General features: G+C 57.0%; 23 protein-coding genes and 3 pseudogenes. 7 read left to right on the forward strand and 19 right to left on the reverse strand.

What is annotated here, in order from left to right; translation table 11 throughout:
• Positions 1-13: 13 nt before the first annotated feature.
• From CU103_RS20390 to CU103_RS20400, 3 genes are all read right to left on the reverse strand, one after another.
• Positions 14-1,342, reverse strand: coding sequence for an LLM class flavin-dependent oxidoreductase (locus tag CU103_RS20390; protein ID WP_106665925.1), 1,329 nt, complete (start codon positions 1,340-1,342; stop codon positions 14-16).
• 69 nt (positions 1,343-1,411) lie between these two features.
• Positions 1,412-3,076, reverse strand: coding sequence for an ABC transporter substrate-binding protein (locus CU103_RS20395; protein ID WP_106665864.1), 1,665 nt, complete (start codon positions 3,074-3,076; stop codon positions 1,412-1,414).
• 423 nt (positions 3,077-3,499) lie between these two features.
• Positions 3,500-4,375 carry a PhzF family phenazine biosynthesis protein gene (locus CU103_RS20400; protein ID WP_106665865.1) on the reverse strand — a complete coding sequence of 292 codons (876 nt, stop codon included), beginning with the start codon at positions 4,373-4,375 and terminating at the stop codon, positions 3,500-3,502.
• A 109-nt stretch (positions 4,376-4,484) separates the two neighbouring features.
• Between CU103_RS20400 and CU103_RS20405 the strand changes: the two genes are divergently transcribed.
• The 3 genes and pseudogenes from CU103_RS20405 to CU103_RS32135 form a co-directional block, all read left to right on the forward strand.
• Positions 4,485-5,432: a LysR family transcriptional regulator gene (locus tag CU103_RS20405; protein ID WP_245448907.1), complete on the forward strand. Its 948-nt coding sequence runs from the start codon at positions 4,485-4,487 to the stop codon at positions 5,430-5,432.
• An 800-nt stretch (positions 5,433-6,232) separates the two neighbouring features.
• On the forward strand, positions 6,233-7,261 hold the full coding sequence (locus CU103_RS20415; protein ID WP_106665867.1) for a sulfate ABC transporter substrate-binding protein: 1,029 nt from the start codon (positions 6,233-6,235) through the stop codon (positions 7,259-7,261).
• Between the two features lie 349 nt (positions 7,262-7,610).
• Positions 7,611-7,928: pseudogene (locus CU103_RS32135) on the forward strand (hypothetical protein); the annotation flags it as partial.
• Between the two features lies 1 nt (position 7,929).
• On the opposite strand, the pseudogene CU103_RS20425 reads toward CU103_RS32135, so the two are convergent.
• The 8 genes and pseudogenes from CU103_RS20425 to CU103_RS20455 form a co-directional block, all read right to left on the reverse strand.
• Positions 7,930-8,112: pseudogene (locus tag CU103_RS20425) on the reverse strand (porin); the annotation flags it as partial.
• A gap of 257 nt (positions 8,113-8,369) precedes the next feature.
• Positions 8,370-8,741 (reverse strand): 4Fe-4S binding protein, encoded by a 372-nt coding sequence (locus CU103_RS20430; RefSeq protein WP_106665868.1) that lies wholly within the window; start codon positions 8,739-8,741, stop codon positions 8,370-8,372.
• Entirely contained in the window at positions 8,738-9,943 is a 1,206-nt protein-coding gene (locus CU103_RS20435; protein WP_245448908.1) for an FAD-binding protein, read from the reverse strand. The genes CU103_RS20430 and CU103_RS20435 overlap by 4 nt, the downstream gene beginning before the upstream one ends.
• A 130-nt stretch (positions 9,944-10,073) precedes the next feature.
• Entirely contained in the window at positions 10,074-10,325 is a 252-nt protein-coding gene (locus CU103_RS32140) for an FAD-dependent oxidoreductase (protein ID WP_245448909.1), read from the reverse strand.
• A 33-nt stretch (positions 10,326-10,358) separates the two neighbouring features.
• Positions 10,359-11,066, reverse strand: a complete 708-nt coding sequence (locus CU103_RS20440) for an ABC transporter ATP-binding protein (RefSeq protein WP_245448910.1) — start codon at positions 11,064-11,066, stop codon at positions 10,359-10,361.
• A 56-nt stretch (positions 11,067-11,122) separates the two neighbouring features.
• Positions 11,123-12,004 (reverse strand): ABC transporter permease subunit, encoded by an 882-nt coding sequence (locus CU103_RS20445; RefSeq protein WP_106665926.1) that lies wholly within the window; start codon positions 12,002-12,004, stop codon positions 11,123-11,125.
• A gap of 8 nt (positions 12,005-12,012) precedes the next feature.
• Positions 12,013-12,990 (reverse strand): ABC transporter substrate-binding protein, encoded by a 978-nt coding sequence (locus CU103_RS20450; protein WP_106665870.1) that lies wholly within the window; start codon positions 12,988-12,990, stop codon positions 12,013-12,015.
• A 43-nt stretch (positions 12,991-13,033) separates the two neighbouring features.
• Complete coding sequence (locus CU103_RS20455) at positions 13,034-14,371, reverse strand: LLM class flavin-dependent oxidoreductase (protein ID WP_106665871.1); 1,338 nt, start codon at positions 14,369-14,371, stop codon at positions 13,034-13,036.
• Positions 14,372-14,713: 342 nt separating this feature from the next.
• Here CU103_RS20455 and CU103_RS20460 point away from each other — a divergent pair, with 342 nt between their 5' ends.
• Together CU103_RS20460 and CU103_RS20465 are read left to right on the forward strand one after the other, a co-directional pair.
• Complete coding sequence (locus CU103_RS20460; protein ID WP_106665872.1) at positions 14,714-15,391, forward strand: peroxiredoxin-like family protein; 678 nt, start codon at positions 14,714-14,716, stop codon at positions 15,389-15,391.
• 23 nt (positions 15,392-15,414) lie between these two features.
• The gene (locus CU103_RS20465) at positions 15,415-15,921 is read left to right on the forward strand and encodes a cupin domain-containing protein (protein ID WP_106665873.1); all 507 of its coding nucleotides are present in this window, start codon (positions 15,415-15,417) and stop codon (positions 15,919-15,921) included.
• A gap of 44 nt (positions 15,922-15,965) precedes the next feature.
• Here CU103_RS20465 and CU103_RS20470 read toward each other — a convergent pair whose 3' ends face one another.
• The 8 genes from CU103_RS20470 to CU103_RS32145 all read right to left on the reverse strand — a co-directional run bounded on the left by CU103_RS20470 (position 15,966) and on the right by CU103_RS32145 (position 23,003).
• On the reverse strand, positions 15,966-16,517 hold the full coding sequence (locus CU103_RS20470; protein ID WP_106665874.1) for a hypothetical protein: 552 nt from the start codon (positions 16,515-16,517) through the stop codon (positions 15,966-15,968).
• Positions 16,518-16,521: 4 nt separating this feature from the next.
• Positions 16,522-17,322 carry an ABC transporter ATP-binding protein gene (locus CU103_RS20475; RefSeq protein ID WP_106665875.1) on the reverse strand — a complete coding sequence of 267 codons (801 nt, stop codon included), beginning with the start codon at positions 17,320-17,322 and terminating at the stop codon, positions 16,522-16,524.
• The gene (locus CU103_RS20480) at positions 17,316-18,335 is read right to left on the reverse strand and encodes an ABC transporter permease (RefSeq protein ID WP_106665876.1); all 1,020 of its coding nucleotides are present in this window, start codon (positions 18,333-18,335) and stop codon (positions 17,316-17,318) included. The genes CU103_RS20475 and CU103_RS20480 overlap by 7 nt, the downstream gene beginning before the upstream one ends.
• Before the next feature lie 14 nt (positions 18,336-18,349).
• Positions 18,350-19,381: an ABC transporter substrate-binding protein gene (locus tag CU103_RS20485; protein ID WP_106665877.1), complete on the reverse strand. Its 1,032-nt coding sequence runs from the start codon at positions 19,379-19,381 to the stop codon at positions 18,350-18,352.
• Positions 19,382-19,434: 53 nt separating this feature from the next.
• Positions 19,435-20,562 (reverse strand): LLM class flavin-dependent oxidoreductase, encoded by a 1,128-nt coding sequence (locus tag CU103_RS20490; protein WP_106665878.1) that lies wholly within the window; start codon positions 20,560-20,562, stop codon positions 19,435-19,437.
• Positions 20,563-20,590: 28 nt separating this feature from the next.
• Positions 20,591-21,730: an acyl-CoA dehydrogenase family protein gene (locus tag CU103_RS20495; protein WP_106665879.1), complete on the reverse strand. Its 1,140-nt coding sequence runs from the start codon at positions 21,728-21,730 to the stop codon at positions 20,591-20,593.
• Positions 21,731-21,735: 5 nt separating this feature from the next.
• Positions 21,736-22,299: an FMN reductase gene (msuE, locus tag CU103_RS20500; RefSeq protein WP_106665880.1), complete on the reverse strand. Its 564-nt coding sequence runs from the start codon at positions 22,297-22,299 to the stop codon at positions 21,736-21,738.
• Positions 22,300-22,652: 353 nt separating this feature from the next.
• The gene (locus CU103_RS32145) at positions 22,653-23,003 is read right to left on the reverse strand and encodes a sensor histidine kinase (RefSeq protein WP_106665881.1); all 351 of its coding nucleotides are present in this window, start codon (positions 23,001-23,003) and stop codon (positions 22,653-22,655) included.
• Between the two features lie 140 nt (positions 23,004-23,143).
• On the opposite strand from CU103_RS32145, the pseudogene CU103_RS20510 reads away from it, so the two are divergent.
• Together CU103_RS20510 and CU103_RS20515 are read left to right on the forward strand one after the other, a co-directional pair.
• A pseudogene (locus tag CU103_RS20510) lies at positions 23,144-23,362 on the forward strand (LLM class flavin-dependent oxidoreductase); the annotation flags it as partial.
• Positions 23,363-23,719: 357 nt separating this feature from the next.
• Positions 23,720-24,004 carry an excalibur calcium-binding domain-containing protein gene (locus tag CU103_RS20515; protein ID WP_106665882.1) on the forward strand — a complete coding sequence of 95 codons (285 nt, stop codon included), beginning with the start codon at positions 23,720-23,722 and terminating at the stop codon, positions 24,002-24,004.
• The last annotated feature ends 156 nt before the right edge of the window (positions 24,005-24,160 follow it).

Here is a 24,160-nt window from a genome sequence, read left to right on the forward strand (position 1 = left end):
CCGGGTCTCTTGTTCAATCGCGGCGGTAACGGCTGTGGGGACGCGGTATTTGGAGATTGTCGCGCAGCGTCACCCCCTCATACGCGTCGTGATAAAGACCCCTGCGCTGGAGTTCCGGAACGACCAGATCGACAAAATCGTCAAGATCGCCCGGCAGATAAGAAAACCGCACATTGAAGCCATCGGCAGCTCCGCTGTTGAACCAATGTTCGAAATGGTCCGCGATATCTGTTGGCGTCCCGACGACCGTGTTGTAACCGGAAGCAAGCCAGCGGTAGAGATCGCGGATGCTCTTTCCGGTCTCTCTTGCATGAGCCACCAGCAGTTCCTGCCGTGTCTTGTCACCCTCCGTCGGCGGCACTTCTGGCAAAGGACCGTCGATCGAGTATTTCGACAGGTCCGCTCCCGCCGCGCCAGAAAGCATTGCGACACCGGCTACAGGATGAATAAGATCCTGCAACTGTGCGTACTTGTCCTCCGCTTCGCTCCGCGTCGCGGCAACGACCGGCGTAACCCCCGGTAGGATCGCGATATGGTCGGGGTCGCGACCGGCGGCCGACGTTCGTGCCCGGACATCGTCATAAAATGCAATCGCGCCCGCCAGGTCCGATTGTGCGGTAAAGATAACGTCGGCGAAACTGGCTGCTGCGGTTCGTCCCGCATCGGAGGACCCGGCTTGCACGATCACCGGATGTCCCTGGGGCGGGCGGGCGACGCCGAGCGGACCCCGGATATTGAACTGCGGGCTTTGATGGTTGAGGACATGCATTTTTTCGGGAATAAAAAACTTGCCGCTTGCCTTGTCGAACAGAAAGGCGTCGTCATCCCAGCTATCCCACAGGCCCTTGACGATATCGACGAATTCCCTCGCCCGGACATAACGAAGCGAATGCAATGGATGTTCGCGTTTGCCGTAATTGAAAGCCTCTGCAGAATTGGAAGAAGTCACTACATTCCATCCCGCTCGGCCCTTGCTTAGGTAATCGAGCGACGCCAACTGACGCGCAACGGTGTATGGTTCATAGTAGGTGGTGGTTACCGTGCCGACCAGGCCGATGCGGTTCGTCGCAACGGCCAAGGCCGAAAGCAGGGTTATCGGCTCGAAATCGACGACCCTTGCACTGTAGCTGAGCGTCTCATCATTGAGATTGACCGGAAAAGGAAGCGTATCGGCGATGAAGATCGCGTGAAACAGTCCTCGTTCAGCCGTCCTGGCAAAGGCAATCTGCGCGTCGATATCAAGACTGGCTTCGGCGTTCGCCCGTGGATATCGCCAGCCCGCCGTGTGCTGGCCCGGGGTCTGCAGAAATGCACCGAGTATGAGCTTGTTTCGCCGTGCCATGCTGTTCTCGCGGATTGCGGAAATGTCGAAGGAAAGCGATGCCGGGACCACCCCGGCATGCCTGTGCGATCAGTTCTTGCTGGTGCGCCAGTAGGCTGGCGTATCCCAGCTCGGCCCGGGGACGAAACCTTTCACATTTGCCCGCACCGGCACTTGTCCAAGCTGCTGATAGATGATGATGAACGGCGAATTGTCGCGCACCTCTTTCTGAAGATCGAGGTAAGTGGCGGAACGCTTTGCGGAATTGGCCTCGGTCAGGCCCGATAGCGTTTTTTTGGTCAGCTCCGGGACAAGCCAGTGATCGCGCCAGGCTGCGTTCTTGTTTTTGGAGTTTTCGCTGTCGTCATCGTTGATCGTAAAGAATGACGCGCTGGCGTGGACGTCAAGGTAATCAGGCGACCATCCAAAGAACACGGCATCGTGCTGACGTCCACGAAACCTCGTCTGCAGCTGCGCGCGGTCGAGCGTGTTCAGCTCAACGGTGACACCTGCTTCACCGAAGGTGGACTGCAATGACTGGCTGACTTCTCTGTCCGGCGAACGACTGGATACGTCGAGCCTGAGCTTGAAGCCGTCCTTATAGCCTGCTGCCTTGAGCAGCGCCTTTGCTTTCGCGATGTCAAGCGTGTAGGGCGTTTCGTCCAGGGAGCCGCCCGAGCCGCTGCCCCAAAAACTCTGATGAACAGTTGCCTGCCCCTTCAGGATGTTCTTTGTTATACCGTCATAGTCGATCGCCCACCGCAAGGCTTGCTGTACTTTGGCATCGCCGAGCGGCTTTACCGCCTGATTGAGCGCGATATAGTTCACGTCAGTCTTGGGTGTCGAAATGATCGTTATATCCGCGTTCGTCGACAGCGCCTGTATTTGGTCGGCAGTCAGATTGCGTGCGATATCCACATCGCCCTTCTCGAGCAAAAGACGCTGGGTCGCCGCTTCCGGAATATGGCGCAGAACGACATTCTTCAGCGGCACGCTTTCGCGCTTGTAGTGCGGGTTAGCCGCAAGGACAACGGCCTCATTCGGGGTCCACCCAGCAAGCTGATACGGCCCGGAACCTGCTGTATTTTTCTTTAGCCAGCCGTAACCCAGATCACCATCGCTCTGATGCTTCAGGACTTCCTGCTTGTCTACGACTGACGAAACCGTAGATGAAAGAACCTTCAGAAACAGGTCCGGGGCGTAAGGCTTGTCGAGCTTGAGGACGAGCGTTTTCTCATTAAGCTGGCTAACGTGGTCATCGATGTTGTCCTTCGACCATCCGAACTGCGTCAGGTAAAAAACCGGAGTCTTGTCGAGACGCAAGACACGTTGCAGCGAAAAGGCGGCATCTTCAGCGGTCAGGCTGCGTCCGGAGGAAAAATATAAACCGTCGCGTATCTTGAACGTGAATGTAAGACCGTCATCGGAAATCGTCCATGACTCAACTGCTCCGCCTATTGGCTTTGTAAAGTCCGATGGATCGAACGTTATCAAACGCTCATAAACGTTGTTGACCACCTCCCCCCCGGTTGCTTCATAGACTTCCGCAGGATCCAGCGTGATCAGATCACTGATATATTTTGCCACGACGAGAGTACCGGAAGGGGTCTGGGCAACTGCCTGGGGCGCGCTCAAAGCGAAAGGCGCACCAACTATGAACAGAAATCCAAATGCTGTGGATCTCAGGAAGTAACCCCCGCGGGCCGTTCGTGACGATATGGCGCGAAATGGACGTGCTCGAAAAAATGGATGCATTTTGGTCTCCTGAGTTGCACTCGACGTAGCCTCGGGAGTCAAAACAAGCATCATTTGTCCCGCCTATCCCCCGTTCCGCGCTTCAGTGTGAAGCATGGCAGGCGAAGCGTAGATTTTTGAGAGCAAGATTGATAACATTTTTGATCTCATTTTCGAGCTGACTGAGAAAGTTCATGCCAATTTCGGCAGCATTGCTACATCATTTTACAAGATCCCCTCTTTCCCACGCGCCGAAGCCGCGGCATGCGATTGACGGGATTGGTAACGATCATGCCGGTGTGCTCGCTTAAGCTGGAACGTAGCTAATCTTGCGTTCCGACGAGCGATGATTGGGCCGGCTGATCAAGCCGACCTCGAGAGCACACGCGGCCGAGCGGATGCGTTCTGAACCAATGCGGACCCCGCCTGCGTTGCTGCTGTGCATCACAGATGCAGCATACCGCGAAACACCACGACACCTGAGCCAGAAAGTTCGGGGTCAGGGTCAAGTCGCACCTGCAGAAAGCTTTTCCGCCCCATGCGGGTGCCCTGTTCGATCAGCAGCTTGCTTCCGTTTGTCAGCAAACCGATCGAGCCCAAATATGCGCACAACGGCCCCGCCGCCGTTCCGGTTGCCGAGTCTTCCCAAAGTCCCATCGCGGGGTTGAAGAAGCGAGCGTAAGCGGTCGTCGGATCGGCGGCGTCAAATGCATAGAGATAGCACCCCTGCGCGCCTGCAGGACCGAGCACCTGGATCAGCTTTCCTGCCGAGGGTTCGGCGCGATCGACGGATTGCCGATCGCGCGCCCGGACCATGAGATGGGCCGCGCCGGTATCAGCGGCGCGTGGCGCTGGATCCGAGCAAAGGTCAGCAGTGTTCAACCCAAGGGCCTCCCCCAGAGTATCCAATGAGCTCAGCGGAGGTGACAACTTCAGGGGTGCTTGCTTCATCCGGCCATGGATGCGGCCATCGCGCGCTTCGATCGCAATGGGCAATATTTCGTCGCCGATCTCCTGCCGGAATGTTTTCGGTGTCGTCAGCTCACCGAGCTGACCGTCATATCCAAGCCATAACCAGGCTCCCAGAGCGTTGTGGCGGGTTCCGAAAACCTCTGCTCCGCTGGCGGTGAAGGACCGAAGCTTCCAGTCAGCACGATCACTTTTCAAGACAAAGGTTGTTTCCGACTGGTTGAATTCGCGCGCGATGCGGCGAAGAACGTCATCCTCGATGTGGTCGGCTCCTTCGACCACGGCGAGAGGATTGCCGTTCAGCGGCGCGTCGGCAAAAACGTCGACCAGACCTGCGATGAGATTGACCATAATTTGTCCTTGTGAGATGAGTGGAAATCACTTGTGTCGCAGAGGATATGCTGGTGGCAGCGAGACTGCAAAATCGCATTTCTCATGTCTAAGGTGAAACGGATTCATCATGACAGGATCAGATATGCCGCCCCTGACGGCTCTTCGCGCTTTCGAAGCGACCGCTCGCCTCAGCAGCTTCAAAGCGGCGGCGGCGGAGCTGTTCGTCACGCCCACAGCCATCAGCCATCAGATCCGGCAGCTTGAAGAATATCTGGGATTGCGCGTGCTCGATCGAACACCGCGCAGTGTAAAGCTTACGTCCAAGGGCAAGGAACTCTATGAGGCGACAGTGTCCGGTTTCGGCGAGATCCGTCGATCGGTCACCCGTCTTCGCGAATTCGAAAACCCCAAGGCCTTGACGCTGTCTGCGACCACGGCATTCCTGAGCCATTGGCTGGTCCCGCGTCTGGCCGAAATCCGCCGTGTTCTACCGGAACTGGATCTGCGCTTGCATGCCTCCGAAACGATGGTGAAATTACAACCGGGCGAAATCGATGTGGCAATCCGCTATGGCAAGGGGCCGTTCGCAGGTGTCGAGGCAACTCCGCTGAAGATCGATGTTTTCGCCCCGGTGTGCAGTCCCGGATTGAATATGATGAACCCTGAAGACATTCATCGTGTGGCGCTCATTCATGTCGATGGCCGCACCTCACCGCTGCCGCTACCGGACTGGCCACGCTGGTGCGCAGAAGCTGGTATCAGCGGCGTGAACACCACGGCCGGTCTGGGTTTTCCAACGGCTTGCACGCCATGCAGGCGGCCATCGCCGGACAGGGCGTGGCGATTGTCAGTCTGGTACTGGCGGCAGACGCCCTCGCCTCGGGCCTGCTGGTCCAGCCTTTCCGTCACATCCTGCCCGGCGACATCTACCATTTCGTCAGCGCGCCTGCCGTCAGCAGCTGCTCCGACGTCGAAGCGCTACGCCAATGGATCCGGATCGAACTGGACGCCCCGCGTTCTTAGACCTCAACATGCACGTCAGTCTTGCAAACGTCGCCACCGGACTACTTTGTGAATGGCAGTAAACTCGACCGCAAAGAAGTTTTAGGCAACGGTCGAACATTGAAAGCATATTTCTGGTCACAATCCTGTTGGTCACGAATGATAGGCATCAAGCTTAATGGTGGTGATCGCAACAGGGACAGACCGGTGCATATGAACGATCTCTCCAAATACGACGATCTGGATGAAGACGACGAGGCAGCGTGGTCTTGTCACTCGTGTCCCATCAAATATCTGAGCGTATTGGCCATCGGAGTTGCGTTCGCGGTTTTGGTGGCCAAGATAATTTAAGAGCGGCGCTCCAAGCCACTTAAAGGTTACGAGCACCGATGCTTGACCCGGTCTGAAGACGGCTTACAGCCACAAGGTTTTGGGCGCTGATATGCTCGCGACGAGATTCTGTCCCACAGCTTTGCTATCGAAAAGCGGTTGCGTGCTATGCTGCTCTCACCGGCTCTCCAGACGAGAGCGGGGCACGCCGCCACGGAGCCTTGCTCGCGATGCGCATTACTGCATCATGGCTTGGTCAAAGAACCTGCCGCATACAAGTACGCGAGAACATTGTCTCGAGACACGCAGGCTCTCCTCAGCATAGACGTCAGCGATCATCGCGTCACCTCCCGGATGATTGGCCACCGGCCGCTTGGAATAGTTGTCACAAACGCAAACGAGGCGATGACAGTAACGGGAGAGTTTGCAATCAATGGTCAACAGGTAGAATATTCTAGTTTTTCCCTATAAAAGGAATTCTTTCTAACGCCCTTATTGTGAGGGGCTCTGCTACGCTTCAGTTCTATTCAAATGGAGCCATGCATGAAACATTCCCGACTTTCTCTATCACTGGCGGCGGCGTTGCTTACAGCGACGATTGCGTTGCAGCCAATGTCTGCTGCCATTGCGGACACCACCCTTTTGAATGTGTCGTACGACCCGACACGCGAATTCTACAAAGATTTCAACACGGCGTTCGCAGCTAAATGGAAGGCCGACACGGGTGAAACAGTGACAATCCAGGCGTCGCACGGCGGTTCGGGTAAACAAGCCCGCGCTGTTATTGACGGGCTTGACGCCGATGTGGTGACGCTGGCGCTTGAAAGCGATATTTCAGCCATCGCCAAGACCAACAAGATCAATCCTGACTGGCGCACCAAGTATCCGCACAATTCGGCTCCCTACACGTCGACAATTGTCTTTCTTGTGCGCAAGGGCAATCCGAAGGACATCAAGGATTGGGGCGACCTCGTCAAGGATGGTGTAGAAGTCATCACGCCGAATCCCAAGACCTCCGGCGGTGCACGCTGGAACTATCTGGCGGCGTGGGCCTGGGCCTACGGCCAATATGGCGGTGATGAAGCCAAGATCAAGGACTATATCGGCGCGCTGTTCCAGCACGTTCCGGTCCTTGACACCGGTGCCCGCGGTTCAACGACCACCTTCGCTCAGCGTGAACTTGGCGACGTGCTGCTGGCCTGGGAAAACGAAGCCTATCTTTCGCTGGCCGAGTTCGGCGCCGGCAAGTTTGATATCGTGGTTCCGCCACAGTCGATTCTGGCCGAGCCACCGGTTGCCATCGTTGACGCAAATGTCGACGCGAAAGGCACGCGCAAAACGGCAGAAGCCTATCTTCAGTATCTTTATTCGGAAGAGGGTCAGACACTGGCGGCCAAGCACTTCTATCGTCCGGCAGAACCGGAATTGGTCCCGGCCGACCTCGTGAAGAAATTACCGGAGTTGAAACTGGTGACGATCGATGATCCAATCTTCGGTGGATGGGCGAAAGCACAGCCCTACCACTTCGGAGATGGCGGAACGTTTGACCAGATTTATAAGCCGAAACAGTAACAGCATGATATCCAACCTCGCGAAAGCGGGTTGGCGGTTTAAGAGGCCGAGTGTCATTCCAGGATTTGGATTGACGCTCGGCTTCACTCTTGAAACCAACAAGGTAGGGACGGTTCTGAACATACCAACCTGACCAACGTGCCGCGAAATCCAGGCATAATGGGAAATCCTCCGACTACGCTTGGGCGACGAATGTGGGGTCGATCCGCGGATGAGAGATGGAATGTTCGGCTTTGAGCCCCATCTTCTCTTCACATTGTGGCCTGTGGTGCTGCCGTTCAGGCTGATGGTAAACGCAGTCAGCATTGAAACCGCCACAAACATCAAGGAAGGAACCGCAGTATGAAACATTAGACGAGACTCGACATATCGGTGGAGAGACCTCGTTTGTATCCTTGACGAAACAAGCAAGGTTTGTCGCGAGGTGAAAGTTACCAGTCACCCAGTTGTCTGATGGAAGTCTTGAAGGACCGGGCCTGGAAGATCGAACGGATCGGTCTTGAAGCCGGACCATGGTCGCAATGGCCGTTCGAGGCCTTGCCAAAGCCGGCCTGGCGGTAATCTGCATCGAGACGCGTTACACAATGCATTCCTGAAAGCCCAGCCGAACAAGACCGATCGCAATGATGCCCGCGGCATTGCGCAGATGATGCGGGTCAACCTGTTTTGCCGCTGATCTTCAGGCAGGTTTCGGTCCCCGGAATGTAGAAGAAGCCAGCGCCGTAAGCGTCGCAAACGCGAACGTATTCGACGGGTTCTGGTTCAGCGACAACGACTGCGTCTGCAGCACGTGCGCCGGTTACTGCAACGAGGGCTGCAGCGGAGCCGAGTAGAAGGCCCTTAATATTCATAATTTCTCTCCATGAAAGTCGTAGTGACACGCATCGATTAACCCGACTGCTACAGTAGAGTCAAAGAACATCTTATGATGTTTTGGAGCAATCTGCGTCACAATTTCGGTATGTTGCAATTATGCCACATGATGATAAATACAGATATGACTCCAGTAAATATACTATTAGACGAAAGTTTTATAATGCATGAAAAAATAAGTATATCTCACTCAGAGGTAGCAAGTCGTTGGTAATTGTTCATTGACGCATGCATTTTATGTTTCTTGGCTTTGGGTCGGGAAGATCGTATCCCGCGCGCGCAAAAAAACCTTCTCCATTTGCCAATGTTCGTTGGTGTAACGGGAATCGATGGCCCACTCGTCCCAGCCGTGATGGCGACGCAATTCACCGAGCAAACCAGACGCGAGAATCGCCTGCTTTTCGACAGGAACAGGCCGGTCGCAGTCTGGCCCGACATAGATCGCATCGTCAGCGCAATAGAGTTCACACATGAAGCACGTCTGGCAGTCGTTCTGTCGCGCTATAAACGGAGAGTTGCCGGTGCCGATTTCAAGAACGTTGGTCGGGCATATTTCGACACAAGAATTGCAGCCGGAACAACGCTCATCGATGACGAGCTCGATCATGATGCGAGCTCCAGTCTTGGCTCGTGATCCCTGCCAGTCCAGACTTTCCCCAGTCCCCCGACAATGATGCGTCGATTGAAGTGCGGATCTATCTCGGGCCTGTCCTCACGCTGATGCATGCCGCGACTTTCATCCCGTGCAAGTGCCGATGCCACACACCAACGCGCTGTTGCCAACATTGCTGCCGTTTCGCGTGTTCGCAAGCATGTGCCGGAGCTTCCGGCGGCATGTGAACGAAACTCTGTCCAGACCCCTTCAAGTATTGTCCGTGACTGCTCAAGTCGTTCGCCGCTGCGAAAAATATTTTTGTCATACGGCAAAACCTCGTTCTGTATGGCGGAGAGCGTTGCAGCCAAATCGACATTGTTGGCCGCTGCACTGGGGCGAAGTCCTGCCTGCCCGATAGGCTGGCCGCCGCTAATGGCCTTGTGTTCCTTGGCGTAGCGGGCGGCTCCTTGTCCTGCCCACTGCCCGGATGAAACCGCCCAGGCCGAGTTGATGTTTCCGCCGCCGGAAATCGCGCCCGCAACCAGTTCACGCGTGGCGGCATCACCGGAAGCGAAAAGTCCCGGTACCGAGGTGCGGCAATCACCGCCCACAATCCTCAATCCGCCAATTCCGCGGATTGTCCCTTCCCCGTGAAGCGTGACCTCGAAGCGATCGTTGTAGGGATCAATACCCCAGCGCCTGAATGGCAGCATGAAATTTGGCGATATCACCGGCACTTTCGCTCGAATGTCTTCAGGCGTCCGATGCAGGTCACAGAAAACCCGCCCCTTGAGCATGGCGCGCGCCAGAGGCCGCATTGTATCCGGGCCGGAGGGCATCGGGATGACGGCACCATCCTCGTCGTAGTAGGTTGCAAAGGCATAAGACATCGACCGCGTCATCGTCGAATGCACTGGAGCGACAGTGTAGTAACTCGTAAACTCCATACCGGAGAGTTCTGCCCCCGCCTCTGCCGCCATGATGTAGCCGTCACCGGTGTTGGTGTGCGAGCCGAGCGGGCGGGAAAGAAACGATGTCCCCCCGGTCGCAAGCACCACAGCGCCTGCATGGACTTGCCAATCACCACCCTTCTGGCGACGGATACCACGAGCGCCCGACACCAAACCATCGGAATTCTGCAGCAGTTCCAATGCCGGGCTGTGGTCGAGGACCGTGACGCCAAGACTGTCGACCAGTTTGCGGAGCGCGCGCATGTATTCAGGACCCCGGAGTGCCCGGTACTGCGTAATGCCCTTTCGTCCTTCGAGAAATTGTAGAACCCCGCAAGTGTAGGCAGACTTTCCCAAGTCAATGCCAGTACCCGGCTCATCCATTCCGGGTCGTTCAGTCCGAACCCCGTCTTGAGACGGCTGCGGATTGTGTTCTCGCGCAATTCGGCAGGATCTGCGGTACCCACCAGTGACCGGGTCCAGCCGTCGCGGTGACACCACTGGTGCCACAATAGCCCTTGTCCACGAGTATGACTGAGGCTCCGGTCCGACGAGCTGCGGCCGCTGCCCAAGTTCCGGCCAATCCACCGCCGATGATAAGAACATCGGCGGTCAATTCCAGTGTATCATGCCTATGACCGCTCACCGTGCAAATGGCCGCAGCGTTGGTTCGAAGGCCTTAATCATTATGGTGCTTTCCGTGACGCACGCCCAACCAGTCCAGAAGATCGCCGCGTATGCGTGCAAAGGCCGGATCCGCAACGTCGCGCGGACGACGCATGGCTATGCGTTCCTCGTGAGCAATGACACCATCTTTCATCACCAGAACGCGATCCGCGAGGAGAACGGCCTCTTCCACGTCATGGGTGACCAGAAGAATTGCACAGCCATGCCGCTGCCATAGTTCCCCAACCAGTTCCTGTGCCTTGATACGCGTAAGCGCGTCGAGAGCAGCGAACGGCTCGTCAAGCAAAAGCAGATCGGGCTCGCGCACCAAGGCGCGGGCAAGCGACGTGCGCTGCGCCTCCCCTCCCGACAGGACCTTCGGCCACTCATCAGCGCGGTGGCCAATGCCGACTTCTTGCAGAGCGGCAAGCGCCCGCTTGCCGTCGGGCCGCCCCGGCAGACCGAGAACGACGTTTCGCCAGACCTTCTTCCATGGCATCAGGCGAGGAGCCTGGAAGGCAACCGCACGCCGGACAGGAACTTCGACCTCACCGATCATTTCGCGATCAAGGTCGGCGAGAATCCGTAGCAGCGTGCTCTTGCCGCAACCACTCGCGCCGAGGAGCGCGACGAACTCACCTGGCGCGATGTCGAGATCCAGATCCTTTAATACCTCGCGCTCGCCAAAACGGCGCGTGAGCCCGCGCACTCTGACTGCCAAATCGTTCGCTTTTGCCCGACCCAAAACGTCCGCTGGCGTTTCGGTTTCGACAATTTTCAAGTTCCGTTGAACGCTGGCCGCCATGCAAGGAACACCTTCTCTAGAGTTCGGACCGTGAAATCGACGGCAAGGCCAAGCAGCGCATAGACCGCAAGGCAGACGACGATGACATCTGTTTGGAAAAACTCGCGCGCGTTGGCCATCAGATAACCGATGCCCGCTGTTGCATTAATCTGCTCCCCGAAGACAAGCGCAAGCCAGGCGATGCCGAGTGCATAACGCAGACCCACAAGTGCATTCGGGAGCGCTCCGGGCAGGATCACGTGGCGGATCATCGCCAGACGCGAAAGTCCAAGAGTCCGCCCCGCTTCGATCAGCGTTGAATCGACATTGCGGATACCCGCATAAACATTCAGGTAGAGGGGAAAAGCGGTACCGAGCGCAATCAGCGCGACCTTCGGCGTTTCCCCGATACCGAACCAGATAATAAGCAGTGGGATCAGGGCGACGTTGGGCACAGTCCGCAACATTTGCATTGGCGCGTCGATCAAGTCCTCCCCGAGCCGGAACAGTCCTGCCACAACCGCGAGTGTCACCCCGATCGTACCTCCGATCGCAAGACCGCTGAGTGCGCGTCTGAGTGATATCCACATTGCCTGTTGGAGCTCACCGGTTGCAAACAGCTTGGCGGCGCTTGAAATGACAGTTGCCGGCCCCGCCAGAACTTCGCCCGGTAACACTCCGGAGACCGAGGCGACATGCCAGATCAGCACGAGCAGTACCGGGCCGCAAAAGCGTCTCACCCAACGTGGAATGCTCCCACGTGTCGCAGATGCAGGCGTGATTTTTTGCAACGGCAGTGCACTCACGCCCTTTGGATTGGCGGCGTCCATCCGGTCAATATTCAGCACAGGATCTCTGTGAAGAGAACTCATCATCCAGACCATCAATTGGTCGGAAGATCGCGATAGACATAGTCGCTCAGATTGAGCGAGCCGGTGAGAACCCCTGCCTCTTTCCAGGTTTCAAAGACGTTCTGCAGCGAAGCAGCAAAGGCATCGTCTAGCGCCCCGCGCTTGTAGGCCGCCTCATCGGCATAGATGCTTTCGATTGTTGACCGATCCTGCTTGGTGAAAGCGCTGTAGAAGTCGATGAACGCCTCCTTGTTCTCCGTCGACCACTTGTAGCCGCGCTCGACGCGATCGGAAAAATCGGCAATGGCAGCAACCTTACCAGGATCGCTCAATGCTTTGTCTGTCGCGCTGAGAACATTGTTTCCCGTATTGATACCGGGCCCATCGATCAAGACCGTGGCTTTCAAAGTACCGATGCTGCGAGCCTTGTAGACGCCCCAGGTTCCCCAGGCATCGATGCTTCCGGCTTGAAATGCGGCGCTCGCATCGGCTGGCGTAAGGAAGGCGAGCTTCACGTCGTTGACAGTGAGCCCGGCTTTTTTCAGGACGCCAAGCGTCAGATAGTGGGCGACACTGCCGCGTGTTGTTGGCGAGATCGTCTTACCTTTGAGGTCCTGGATCGATTTGATCGGACTTCCGGCAGGTATGATAATCGAGCTCCCAAGGCCACCGTTCGAGAAGTAAGCCGCTACCTTGATTTTCGATCCTCCGGCAATTGCGCTGACGGTCGGGGAATCCGCAGCCCCTCCAATATCAATGGCATCTGCCTTCAGCGCCTCATGAAGATTGACGGCTGCCGGAAAGACCGACCACTCAATCTGATAGGGCACGTCTTTCAACAAGCCCGCGGCCTCCAGTTTTGCCCGCGTAGCCCCTGTCTGATCGCCAATTCGAAGTGTGACTTTGCTCAGGTCCTGAGCTGCGAATGTTGAGGGAGCTGCCCCCAGGACAAGCCCCGAAACGAGACCTGCGATGGCAAAATTGATAAATCGGCGGGAAATCATTTTCATGAGGGGATCAACTTTCGTTAGGGTCAATATCCAGAGGGGAAATTCACTCGGCGGCGGCCGAAATCTCTGCGGCATACCTGTTGACTGGGACCGGGATGCCAAGATTGCCGCGGAACGTTTCGGACTCGTATTCGGTGCGGTAGATGCCGCGCTCCTGAAGGATTGGAACAACCGTCTCTACAAAGACTTCCAGTTCATTCGGCAGCGAAACGTTGATGACAAATCCGTCCGATCCGCGTTCGTTCAGCCAGCGCTGCAAAGCGTCAGCAACCTGGGTTGGCGTACCGACGAATTCCGTTCGCGGCGTTGCAAAGCGCAATGCCACCTGTCGAAGGGTAAGGTTTTCTCTTCGCGCCGTATCGAGAATCCTGTTGGACGCACTTTGGTTGCTGTTGGCTCCGTGCGCCCCAATATCGGGGAATGCGCCATCAAGATCGTGCTGCAGAAAATTATAATCATTGAAAGGACGGCCCAGCATGGAAAGGGCATTCTCGATAGAAGTCAGATTGGCGAATTCCTGGTATTTGCGCTCCGCTTCCTCTTCAGTGGATCCGATGACAGGGCGAATCCCGGGCAGGATGAACAAGTCGTTTGGATCACGGCCAAAGCCGGCGGCCCTATTCTTGGTGTCCCGGTAGTAGGCTTTACCTTCCTCAAGATTCTCGTGATGGACGAATATCGCGTCGGCCCGGGCGGCGGCAAAGTTCTTGCCGTCTTCAGAAGCTCTGGCCTGAAAAATTACTGGCTGACCCTGCGCCGAACGGGCGATGTTGAGAGGCCCTTTAACCTGGAAGAATTCACCGTGATGATCAAGCGTATGAAGCTTCGCCCTGTTAAAGAACACGCCTGAGGCTTTGTCATGCACAAGCGCGTCGTCTTCCCATGAGTCCCAGAGACCCTGCACGACATCGAGATACTCTCCCGCAAGGCCATAACGTGTGTCATGGGCAAGATGGGAAGACTTGCTGAAATTGGCGGCACTGCCTTCAAGCCAGGAGGTCACGACGTTCCAGCCAGCCCGTCCGCCGCTGATGTGATCCAAAGAAGCGAACTGGCGCGCCGCCACGTTGAACGGCTCGCTGTAACTGACGGTCAGCGTGGCGACGAGCCCAATGTTTGACGTCGCCCCGGCAAGTGCGGAAAGGATAGTGAGCGGCTCGAAGCGGTTGAGATAATGCGGGCTGGATTTTTCCGTAATGAAGACGCTGTCCGCCACAAAGAGAAAATCAAACTTGGCGCTTTCGGCAAGTTGTGCCTGTCTCTTATAATACGCAAAGCTGGTGCTTGCGTCGGGTTGGGAATCCGGGTGACGCCAATCTCCCCATCCCATTCCGACACCATGGAGCATGAAACCTAGCTTCAGTTTACGCTTGTCCGCCATTGCAAATTCCCTGATCTGCTTCGATCGGGCGCGATGCACCGCCGCTCAGAACAACGAGAAGCTTAAGACGATTAAGTTGGTCGAGTTAGATATGGATTTGCAATTTCAGTATGCATACGGGAGATAATTGCTACCGATCGCGCCAACCGTAAACATTTGATCACACGAGCTCCAGATGTGCGCCAATGCGGTCCACTGACGCCCAAGGAATACCTTGCTAACAAAGTGAAGTCGTCTGGAGGATATATTCGCGGCGCTCAGGCAAAGCAAAAAATCCTATCTGTGGCTGCTGCTGTAAAGAACGTACTTTTGATGCGTGACCAAGCAACCGGAGCAACAGTGATGTCCGAGACAAAGAGCCTCAACCAGACACTTGCAGAATTCCAGGCTAATCGGGCCAAAACAATGGACCCAAGCGCGCTGAAAATTAATGTTCAGCAGCGCCAACTTCTCATCGACACCGCCGACCGGTCCGGTTTCGTCAAAGCTGGAGACAAGGTTGACGCCTTTACACTGAAGGAAGTCGGCGGCGCGGAGCTTTCGCTGCGTCAACTCCTTGCGACGGGTCCATTGGTTCTGGTGTTCTTCCGGTTTGAGGGGTGCCCGGCCTGCAACATCGCCCTATCCTACTACAACACGCACCTTGCTGCCGCGGTCAAAGAGCTTGGCGCAACGCTGGTGGCTGTCAGCCCACAGGTGCCTGAGCGTCTTGTCGGCATCAAGGAACGCCACGACCTTGATTTTCTGGTCGCGACGGATTTCGGCAACGATCTCGCACGCAAATTCGGCATCCTCTACAGCTATGACGAGCCGTCCCGGCAGGCAGCCCTCGCCAAGGGAACACCGATCGGCGATGTCACGGGAACGGGCACATGGGAATTGCCGATGCCGGCAACCATTGTCATCGATCAGACAAGCACCGCCCGTTTTGCCGATGTGAGCCCCGACTGGCTTGTCCGGACCGAACCTGACAACGTTATTGAAGCCCTGCGCCTGATCGGCGAACGTGCCGCCGCCTGAACCAGCAGTATCGAGAGAATCCAGTGTCAAAAGACCACCATCATCATGACCATGCGCACGATCACGAACACTCACCTGAGGAGATCGACTGGCGCGACAACGGGGTAAAGGTCATTCCCGGCAACCAGCTCGACCCGAACACGGCCCAGACGCCCGGCATGAACCGGGCGACGGCAATTAACAACGCGCGGGCTGGCGCGGAGAAAATCTGGGCAGGCACAGTGACAATCCACGCCAACGCAAAGACCGGCGTGCATCACCACGGGGATCTCGAAAGCATTATCTACGTCGTGAAAGGCAAAGCGCGCATGCGCTGGGGCAATCATCTCGAGTTCACCGCCGAGGCGGGACCCGGTGATTTCATCTATGTCCCACCTTACGTGCCGCATCAGGAGATCAATGCAAGCGAAGACGAGACGCTCGAATGCGTGCTCGTGCGTTCAGGCCAGGACCCGGTCGTCGTCAATCTTGATATTGAACCGGTGGAAAAGCCGGAAGGCGTCCTCTGGAAAGATCCCATCCATAAATAGCCGCGCCAACCCGTCGGGACGTCTTTGAACGGCCGAGCCGCCGTTCAGACAATCTCAAGCACGTTCGTTGCCTCGAGGTTGGATCCGACAGCGTCAACGGCAGTGACTTTCACCGCCCAATAGCCGTTCATTGCAACGGTGATTGAGGGCACGGTAAACGAGCCGTCAGTGCTGCGACCGATAGTGTGGCGGAACGGTCCGAGACCGAACGAAGGCTTGGAAAGCTCGAAGATGATCTCGGCGGTATCGACTGCGGGCAGCCCATCCTTCTCAAGATCAATTACTCTTATGGAGACATCGCCCACGTGCGGCGGATCGACAACGATTGTCGCCCTGAGCCTCGGCGGCGGAAGGGGTCCGGGATCACTACCCTCCGCAATCAACCGGAACAGGCGTGCCGCGGCTCGCGGGTCACCGTCTTTGGCGGCGCTCACACAGGTGGCAGCCAGATCGCTCGAAACCAATGGTACCCGCACCGAGCGATCTCTCAAACCGGGCAAGCCGAACGTCTTGTCAATGCCGTAACCAATCAGCAGCCCAACACCGCCGCCAACGATGATCGGCAATCTTCGGTTGAGGACTGGTGTCAAAAACATCCGGCTACCAGTTGGCCGCCAGGCCAAGATGCTGGAGCGCCACACGGCGTAATTCGCCAAGTTTCGGGTCACCCCGATGACGCGGATAAGGCAAATCCACCGGAATATCGGCCACAATCCGTGCAGGTCGCGGACCAAAGACCAGAACCCGCTGCGTCAGGAACAGGGCTTCTTCGACATCATGGGTGACAAGGATGGCGGTCATTTGGGCCTTCTGCCACAAGGCCACCAGTTCTGCCTGCATGGTGAGCCGCGTCAATGAGTCGAGCTTACCCAATGGCTCATCGAGGAGTAGCAGACGCGGGTCGTTCACAAGGGCACGCGCAAGCGCGACACGCTGCGCCATACCTCCCGATAGCTGGTGCGGATGGGCTTTTGCAAATCCATCGAGACCGACGAGCCGCAATACAGCGTCGACACGCCCCCCGCTGGTCTTGATGATGCCCTGGGCTTCAAGGCCAAGCGCTACATTGTCCCAGACGGTTCGCCAGGGAAAGAGCGTCGGGTCCTGGAATACCAGGATGCGCGAGGGACCCGGATCGCCGATCTCCTCGCCATCAACCCGCAACGAACCGCTGGTCGGATGGTCAAGACCCGCGAGGAGCCGCAGCAAAGTGGACTTGCCGCAACCGGACGGTCCGAGCAGTGCCACAAATTGTCCCGGCTCGACAGAAAAGCTCACCTGGTCGAGAACGGGCAGGGGGGCGCCTTCGAGTTCGAATTGATGGGAGACGGCGCTGATATTCACCTGAACACCTGTCCGGTGTGATGGCGTCTGAAAATCGGACTTTGCAACCGCTACCATCTGACTAACCCCTTTTGCCACGAGAGCACCCTGTCACGGATGCGGAACAGGATAGTAATGAGGCTGGAACACATCAGCGCCATCACGATGAGCGCGGCGTACATGTTTGCGTAAGCGGCCCAGCCTTGCGCCCATTGCAGATACCAGCCTAACCCTGCCTTTACGCCAAGCATTTCGGCAACGACCAGGACAGCAAAGGATGTCCCGAGACCCATGAACAGGCCGACGAAGACATGCGGCAAGGCGGCTGGTATGGCGACCTTGAAGATCAGGAACCAGCGACTGGCCCCAAGCGTACGGGCGATGTCGTAATAATCACGGTTGACGCTGGCAATGCCGGACCAGGTGAGGATTGTCACCGGAAATGCCGTGGCCAGCGCAATGAGAAAGACGCTCGCCGAGCCGCTCGAGGGGAATATGAAGAAGGAAAGCGGCAGCCATGCCGTCGCCGGTAGCGGTCCGATCAGCCGCAGGATGGGATGAACCCAATAGCCGGCCGCCCGTGACCAGCCGATTGTGACACCGGTTGTGAAGCCGACGACCGCACCGAAGAAATACCCTTTGGCGAGAAGCAAGACGGAATGGAGGACACTCTCGCTGAGGCGTGCCCAATCATCGATGTAAACCTCCAGAATACCTTGCGGTGACGAGAAGAATGGGACCGGAAGCACCGCGAGCTTGGCTGTCACCACCTCCCAGATCCCAAGCCCCACCGCCGCAACAGCAAACCAGGGACCATAATAGCGAATCCAGACCGCGGTCTTGCCGAGGAGTGATCCTGTGGTCAGAACCAGCACGAGCAGCGCTGCAACAAGAACCGACAAGATCGCAAGCTCCCTGCCGTAGGGCGCGGGAATGATCTCGGGCCAGAACTCTATGACAGCCGCGGAACCGACCCAGAGAACAGCGGCAATCGCGCCCGTCCGCCAAAATCGGCCAGGTTTCCTCGCTGACTGAGCCGAGGTTCCCCGGGCGGCCGAGAACGCCGTGTCGTTCGCTTCGATGGCGGTCATGCCTCTTCCTTTCCTCAGGCTGTCAGGACATTCGCGTAGACCTTTTCGGCAAACGCATCCGGATCGGTCGACTGTTTGAAAACCTGCACATCGCGCAACTCACCTGCGTAAAGCGCGATCTCCTTCTTGAGGTCAGTCCCCGTCGGGTTGTGGTTGTGGGTCTGGGCGAGCAGTACTGCGATCAGGTCGTCGGTCGACTTGTCCTTTGGCGCGTTCGGCAGGAATGCCCTCGCCGCGTCTTCCGGCTTTGCGACGGTCCAGTCTTGTGCTTCCAGGAGTGCGCGCGTCAGAGCTGTCGCAGTCGGCAGATCGTCACGGATCAGACTGCCGCGCAGACCGACGATGCAGCAAACCCGGTTCTCGAAACCATGGTCAAGATTCGAGGCGATCTGCACATAGTTGTTGTCGCGGAGCCAGAAGAACGCCTTCGGATCGCCGTCGGCAATGGCATGAATCTCTCCCTTTTCGGCAGCGACCTGCAACAGTTCTCCAGGATACTGCCGCCATTCCACATCAGAGACGGGATTGATCCCTTCCTTGTTAAGAAGGATCGAGAAGAAATTCTTGCCGGGGCTGGCAAGATCCGAAACGCCGATGGACTTGCCTTTCAGATCCGAGAGTGTTTTCAGTCCGGTGCTCGCAGGTGTTACCAGACGCGAACAGCCGCCATGGGTACCAGCGGTAATTTTGACGTCGAAACCCTGCTCGAGTGCTTTCAGCCAGCGCAGCGCCATACCCACCCCGCCATCGGCCTTGCCCGTTGCAATCGCCTCGAGAAGCGCTTCGGTTGATGCGCCGAAGTTCACCAGTTCAACGTCGAGGCCGTATTTGGCGAAGATCCCCTGCTCTTTGGCAACAAAGACCGGTGCAAGACAGATCGCCGAAGCATTCGTGGCGAACTTGATCTTCTTCAGTTCCTTTGCGGGTGCTGCTGCGTTCTGCGCGCCAGCCAGCCCGGTCAGAGCCATGGAACCGAACGGCGCTGCCAGCCCCAATGCACCGGCACCGCGCAGCAATGTGCGGCGGTCAAGCGTGAAATTCCCCATTTCCCATCTCCTTGAAATTGTGTTGATTGAACTGCGACGGTTTCGGCCTGCACCTACTCCGCCGCCTGCGCGCTTTTTGCCTCCGCATCCCGCTGCGCCACGAGCTCGCGCACGCGCGGCAGAAGATCCCGACCGTAGTGGAAGGCATCCTCGATCGGATCGAAGCCGCGGATAAGGAAAGTTGTGATGCCAAGGTCGTAGTAGTCGAGGAACGCTTCAGCGACTTGATCCGGGGTGCCGACCAATGAGGTTGTATTGCCCTGCGCACCCGTCAGCCCGGCAATCCCCGTCCACAGCCGCTTGTCGAGGACCGCCCCCTGCGCCGCCGCGGCCAAAAGGCGCTTTGAGCCTTCATTGGCCGGGTTCTGCCCGCCGATCTGATTGAAGCGCTGGTTGTTGGGGTCGCGGACCCTGCCCGCCTCGATCAAAGCCTTGGCCTTTTCCAGAATCGCGTCGGCCTTGGCCCATGCCGCTTCTTCGGTCTGCGCCAGGATCGGGCGCAGCGACAGGCTGAAACGCGGTGAACGGCCATAGGGGGCTGCAGCCGCACGCACACGTTGAACCAGTTCCTTCACCTGCGCGTGGGTCTCACCCCAGAGGGCATAGATGTCCGCATGTTTGCCTGCCACTTGAAGAGCCGCATCCGACGCTCCGCCGAAGTAGATCGGTATTCCTTCGGGCTGCACCGGTTTTATGCTGCCGAAAGCCTTATCGACCTTGTAGTATTTGCCGTCATAATCGAATGGTTCCTTGCTGGTCCATTCCTGACGGACGATGTCGAGATATTCCGTCGTCCGTGCGTAGCGCTCGTCCTTCGTCAGGTGATCGCCATCCTGAGCCAATTCGACATCATTGCCGCCGGTGATGATATGAACGCCGACACGCCCCCCGCTAATGTGATCGAGTGTCGCAAGCTGACGCGCTGCTATGGTTGGCGCTGTGAAACCGGGACGGTGGGCGATCATGACATTGAGCGTCTTGGTCACACTGGTCACATGCTGGCTTACGAGAATGCTTTCGGGAGACGTCGAATTGAACGCCAGAAGCACACGGTCGAAACCGCCGTTTTCCTGCACTTTCGCGAGTGCCTCGATATAGTTCAGGTCAAGCACCTGGCCCGTCGACCGGATCGTTTCCGACCCATTGGCATTTCCGACATAACCGATGAATTCGACTGGCATAGTGGCCTCCTTTAACGAGCAATTGATTTCAGATTCCCAGTGCGGCTCGCCCCGCGGCGATCCGCACCGTGTCTTCCTGGGGTGAATGAATGCGGCCGCACAGGACGTTGCGGTAGTGACGCTCCAGCGGGTTGTTGCGGCTGATTCCGTGATTGCCCGTAAGTTTAAGGGCCTTTTCCACGGCAGAAATGGCATTCTCGGTCACGGTCAGCTTGAGAAGATTGCTCTCTATGGATGAGGGAGCTTCGCCGGCATCTGCACTGCGTGCGGCAGCGCGGAGCAGCCGTGCATTGGTGGCGAGTAGTTCCTCTATTTCACCAACAGCCTGCTGGATACGAGGTACCGTCGCCAGTGCAGCACCAAGATTGGCCGGTTTGCGGTCATGGAGGAACTGGACGAGCCAGTCACGCGCTGCCCGCGCTACGCCGTCATAAAGTGCACCGAGCAGCACCGCCATCCAGACAGATTGGCCGGCTTCACGGTCTTTCCATTCCTCCAGGGGACGAATATCGACCGCATGGTCGAAGGGTATGTGGACATCCTTCAATATCGCGTCATGGCTTGCCGTCGCGCGCATGCCAAGCGGGTTCCATGTTTCCTCAATGCGCAAACCGTCGGCGTTCGCAGGAACCAGAAAGGCACCCACGCGCGGGTTTTCTTCGTCCGTACGCCCCCAGACGATGCACCAAGTGAGCCCGGCAATGCCTGTCGAATAGATCTTGCGGCCACTCAGTGACCAGCCCTCATCAGTACGACGAGCTGTCGTGGCGGGAAGACCGCCACGAATTGGTGTTCCAAGCTCCGGTTCAACCCTCAAGGCATTGATAAGTGCACCATGCTGCGCCGCATGAGCCAGAACACGCCGTACGAGATGTTCCGGCCAGCGCCCGCCCGGCAGCGTTGCAAGGTTTATGTATTGCATGATGAGGATAAGTGCGGTTGATGGTTCGCCCTTGGCAATTTCGCCGATCACAGTCGCAGCATCGGCAAGCCCTGCGCCCCGTCCGCCGTAGGTGACGGGCGAGGTCAGCGCCAGCAATCCGTACTCCTGCAGTTTCCGGAAGTTTTCGTGCGGAAACACACCGCTTTCATCATAGCGTGCTGCAGTTTCAGCAAATTCCGCTGCAACCGTTCTGGCCGTCTCCCCAAGCGTCAATGCCCGCGTCATTGCCCCTACTCCGCTGCACTGACAGCTTGAGCCGCCGACTGCCCGACAAAGGGGCGGGCTTCTTCAACCGCCTGAGCGATCCGCGTGTCGATATGTTCGGCAACAATTTCGTGATCAACGAAGTCGCGGTCGACGGCAAAGATGCCCGTCGGGAGCGTGTGCGCCATGAAGAAACCGAACAAAGGCCTCAACTGGTGTTCGACAATCAGCGCATGCCTATCGCTACCGCCTGTGGCGGTCAGCAAGATTGGCTTGCCGTGCAGGGCGAGTGGCTCAAGCAAATCAATGAAATGCTTGAAGAGCCCGGTATAGCTGCCCTTGTAGGTGGGTGTGCCGACCACGAGAATATCAGCCGCCACGATTCTAACAAGAATGCTGCTTGCCGCGGGACTAAGCTCACTTGCATGGCGGGCGGAGCAGAGCGAGTCTCCCACATCGATCAGGTCAAAGATTTCAGACGTCAGACCATATCGATTGGCGATCCGACCGACGATGTTGGTGACGAGCGATCTTGTCTTGGAAGGACGATAGAAATTGCCGGAGAGACCGACGACGGTCGGATTGGGCATGAGCGATATCCCTGATAGCAGATGCTGCCGTTGGCACGGCGTCTGTTAACACTACCAAACTAATCTAGATTAAAAAGAAAGCAGACGCCGAACTGCGCGTCGATGCAGGTTTATTTTTCTCAATTGACGCCAGAACATGTGATGACTGTTTGCTTCACGCACCTGTCAGCAAGGCTGGCAAATCGAATGCGGTCACATCCGGAGCAAGACATCCGGCTAAATGCAGTCACGGTCACGCATCTGGAATGCGCCCAAATGCCGACGTTAGGGAGAGGTCACACCGAGCGCTTCAATTTGACATATACGATTGACCCGGAGCGGAGCGTGCTTCCTGAGCCTCAAAGAGCCAGGTATCAAGAATGAGTAATCGAGACTTTCGTTCCCGGATTGCCTGCGACGGTCGTGAACATGGCATCGAGCTGTTTTGCCATCGCATCGACAATGCCCGTGCCCAAGCCGGGTTTTGAAAACTTAGGGTCGGAAGAAACCCCGACGCCGTCGTCACTTACCGACATCGACCATTTCGTGTCATCGGAACGATAGTCGACGACGATCTTACCGCTGCGATCGCGGGGAAACGCATGTTTCAGAGCATTGATCACCAGTTCGGTGACGATGAGACCGAGACTGACCGACACATTCGCCTTGGCGGCACTGTCATCGACCGTCACCTCAATAGAGAGTTTTTCGGGATCGTGGATCATTGATGCCCCGAGGCTTTGGCAGAGCTGCATGAAGTATGACCGGAGGTGACCGTCACCAAGTCTGGAGACCGCAAGCTGCTGTTGGACGGAGGCGATAGACAGCACCCGGCCGTGGGCTGATTGCAGGTGCGCTCGGGTTGCGCGGCGAGGTCCTCGACGACAATCTCTATACCGCGCCGGGCAAGTTCGGCGGCGGCGGTGCCGGCACCACCTGGCTGGTCGGTTCAGGGGCGGACGTCGCCCGTTCGCTGCGCAAGTACCAGGATCTGGGCATCACGCATTTCGTGCTGTCGGACACGCCATACCTGTCCGAGATCAAGCGGCAGGGCGATCAACTGCTTCCGCTGCTGCACAGCTGATATCCGAGGAGAGTTTGCTCGGCTATTGTTGAACGGCCGGGTCATGAACGATTCGCTCGCCTTGAAAGGATTTAAGCTCCGACCGCTGTCAAAGCCCGTGTCCTCTGACAACGATGTTTGCAAACCGTCGATCCATATTAGCAAACCTTCCTTTGAAAATGCCGATAAGAGCGGTTTTCGGCCTTGGGCCTAGGTGTTCGTATTATTTGATCATACGAATGAGCCTTGACCCGGTATGACGGGGCAAAAATTAACACGATACTGAGCGCGCGGTGCGTTTACAGATTGCCCGTTGCCCCATAAAAGGACCGTCTGCGGCCACGTGGGCACGACCGCACATAAAGGGGCACATTATCAATGTTGAAATGGAAACGGGTCGCCGTTACCAGTGTAGCACTTAGTCTTACCCCGATTGCAGGGACTGCCCATCCAGTCACCGGCGCAACGGACCGCCTACAGCAGACTCTATGGATCAGGCCGATTGCCGCCAGTTGCAAACAGGTCAGTTCATGTGAAGAAGCCGTCGAGTTATGGTGTGGCGGTTATCGTCGTGCTGATGGCGATGGAGACGGTGTCCCATGCGAAAATGTCTGCAGTTCTGTGGAAGAGGTCGACCAAATCAGGGTTAAAATTGGTTGTTAGTTAAACCTGTTATCTGGCACGCGGTCATTACTAGTTGCTAATCGGGGTGCAGCAACGCGATACTGGCCTGTCTACGGAACACAGTGGAGGTATCTGAAGGTAGCCCTTGGCGGCACACGCAACACCATGACGCTGAAAGGACCGAACCCGATTAAA

The sequence above is a fragment of the Phyllobacterium sophorae genome (assembly GCF_003010965.1).
GTDB lineage: Bacteria > Pseudomonadota > Alphaproteobacteria > Rhizobiales > Rhizobiaceae > Phyllobacterium > Phyllobacterium sophorae.

Bases quoted from the DNA above. Each gene is read 5' to 3' on its own strand.
- CU103_RS20395 (WP_106665864.1), bottom strand. From the start codon at position 3,076: ATGCATCCATTTTTTCGAGCACGTCCATTTCGCGCCATATCGTCACGA.
- CU103_RS20405 (WP_245448907.1), top strand. From the start codon at position 4,485: ATGACAGGATCAGATATGCCGCCCCTGACGGCTCTTCGCGCTTTCGAA.
- CU103_RS20475 (WP_106665875.1), bottom strand. From the start codon at position 17,322: ATGGTAGCGGTTGCAAAGTCCGATTTTCAGACGCCATCACACCGGACA.
- CU103_RS20400 (WP_106665865.1), bottom strand. From the start codon at position 4,375: ATGGTCAATCTCATCGCAGGTCTGGTCGACGTTTTTGCCGACGCGCCG.
- msuE (WP_106665880.1), bottom strand. From the start codon at position 22,299: ATGCCCAATCCGACCGTCGTCGGTCTCTCCGGCAATTTCTATCGTCCT.
- CU103_RS20450 (WP_106665870.1), bottom strand. From the start codon at position 12,990: ATGAAAATGATTTCCCGCCGATTTATCAATTTTGCCATCGCAGGTCTC.
- CU103_RS20455 (WP_106665871.1), bottom strand. From the start codon at position 14,371: ATGGCGGACAAGCGTAAACTGAAGCTAGGTTTCATGCTCCATGGTGTC.
- CU103_RS20435 (WP_245448908.1), bottom strand. From the start codon at position 9,943: ATGCGCGCGCTCCGCAAACTGGTCGACAGTCTTGGCGTCACGGTCCTC.
- CU103_RS20495 (WP_106665879.1), bottom strand. From the start codon at position 21,730: ATGACGCGGGCATTGACGCTTGGGGAGACGGCCAGAACGGTTGCAGCG.
- CU103_RS20480 (WP_106665876.1), bottom strand. From the start codon at position 18,335: ATGACCGCCATCGAAGCGAACGACACGGCGTTCTCGGCCGCCCGGGGA.
- CU103_RS20415 (WP_106665867.1), top strand. From the start codon at position 6,233: ATGAAACATTCCCGACTTTCTCTATCACTGGCGGCGGCGTTGCTTACA.
- CU103_RS20470 (WP_106665874.1), bottom strand. From the start codon at position 16,517: ATGTTTTTGACACCAGTCCTCAACCGAAGATTGCCGATCATCGTTGGC.
- CU103_RS20430 (WP_106665868.1), bottom strand. From the start codon at position 8,741: ATGATCGAGCTCGTCATCGATGAGCGTTGTTCCGGCTGCAATTCTTGT.
- CU103_RS20460 (WP_106665872.1), top strand. From the start codon at position 14,714: ATGTCCGAGACAAAGAGCCTCAACCAGACACTTGCAGAATTCCAGGCT.
- CU103_RS20515 (WP_106665882.1), top strand. From the start codon at position 23,720: ATGTTGAAATGGAAACGGGTCGCCGTTACCAGTGTAGCACTTAGTCTT.
- CU103_RS20490 (WP_106665878.1), bottom strand. From the start codon at position 20,562: ATGCCAGTCGAATTCATCGGTTATGTCGGAAATGCCAATGGGTCGGAA.
- CU103_RS20485 (WP_106665877.1), bottom strand. From the start codon at position 19,381: ATGGGGAATTTCACGCTTGACCGCCGCACATTGCTGCGCGGTGCCGGT.
- CU103_RS32145 (WP_106665881.1), bottom strand. From the start codon at position 23,003: ATGATCCACGATCCCGAAAAACTCTCTATTGAGGTGACGGTCGATGAC.
- CU103_RS20445 (WP_106665926.1), bottom strand. From the start codon at position 12,004: ATGATGAGTTCTCTTCACAGAGATCCTGTGCTGAATATTGACCGGATG.
- CU103_RS20390 (WP_106665925.1), bottom strand. From the start codon at position 1,342: ATGGCACGGCGAAACAAGCTCATACTCGGTGCATTTCTGCAGACCCCG.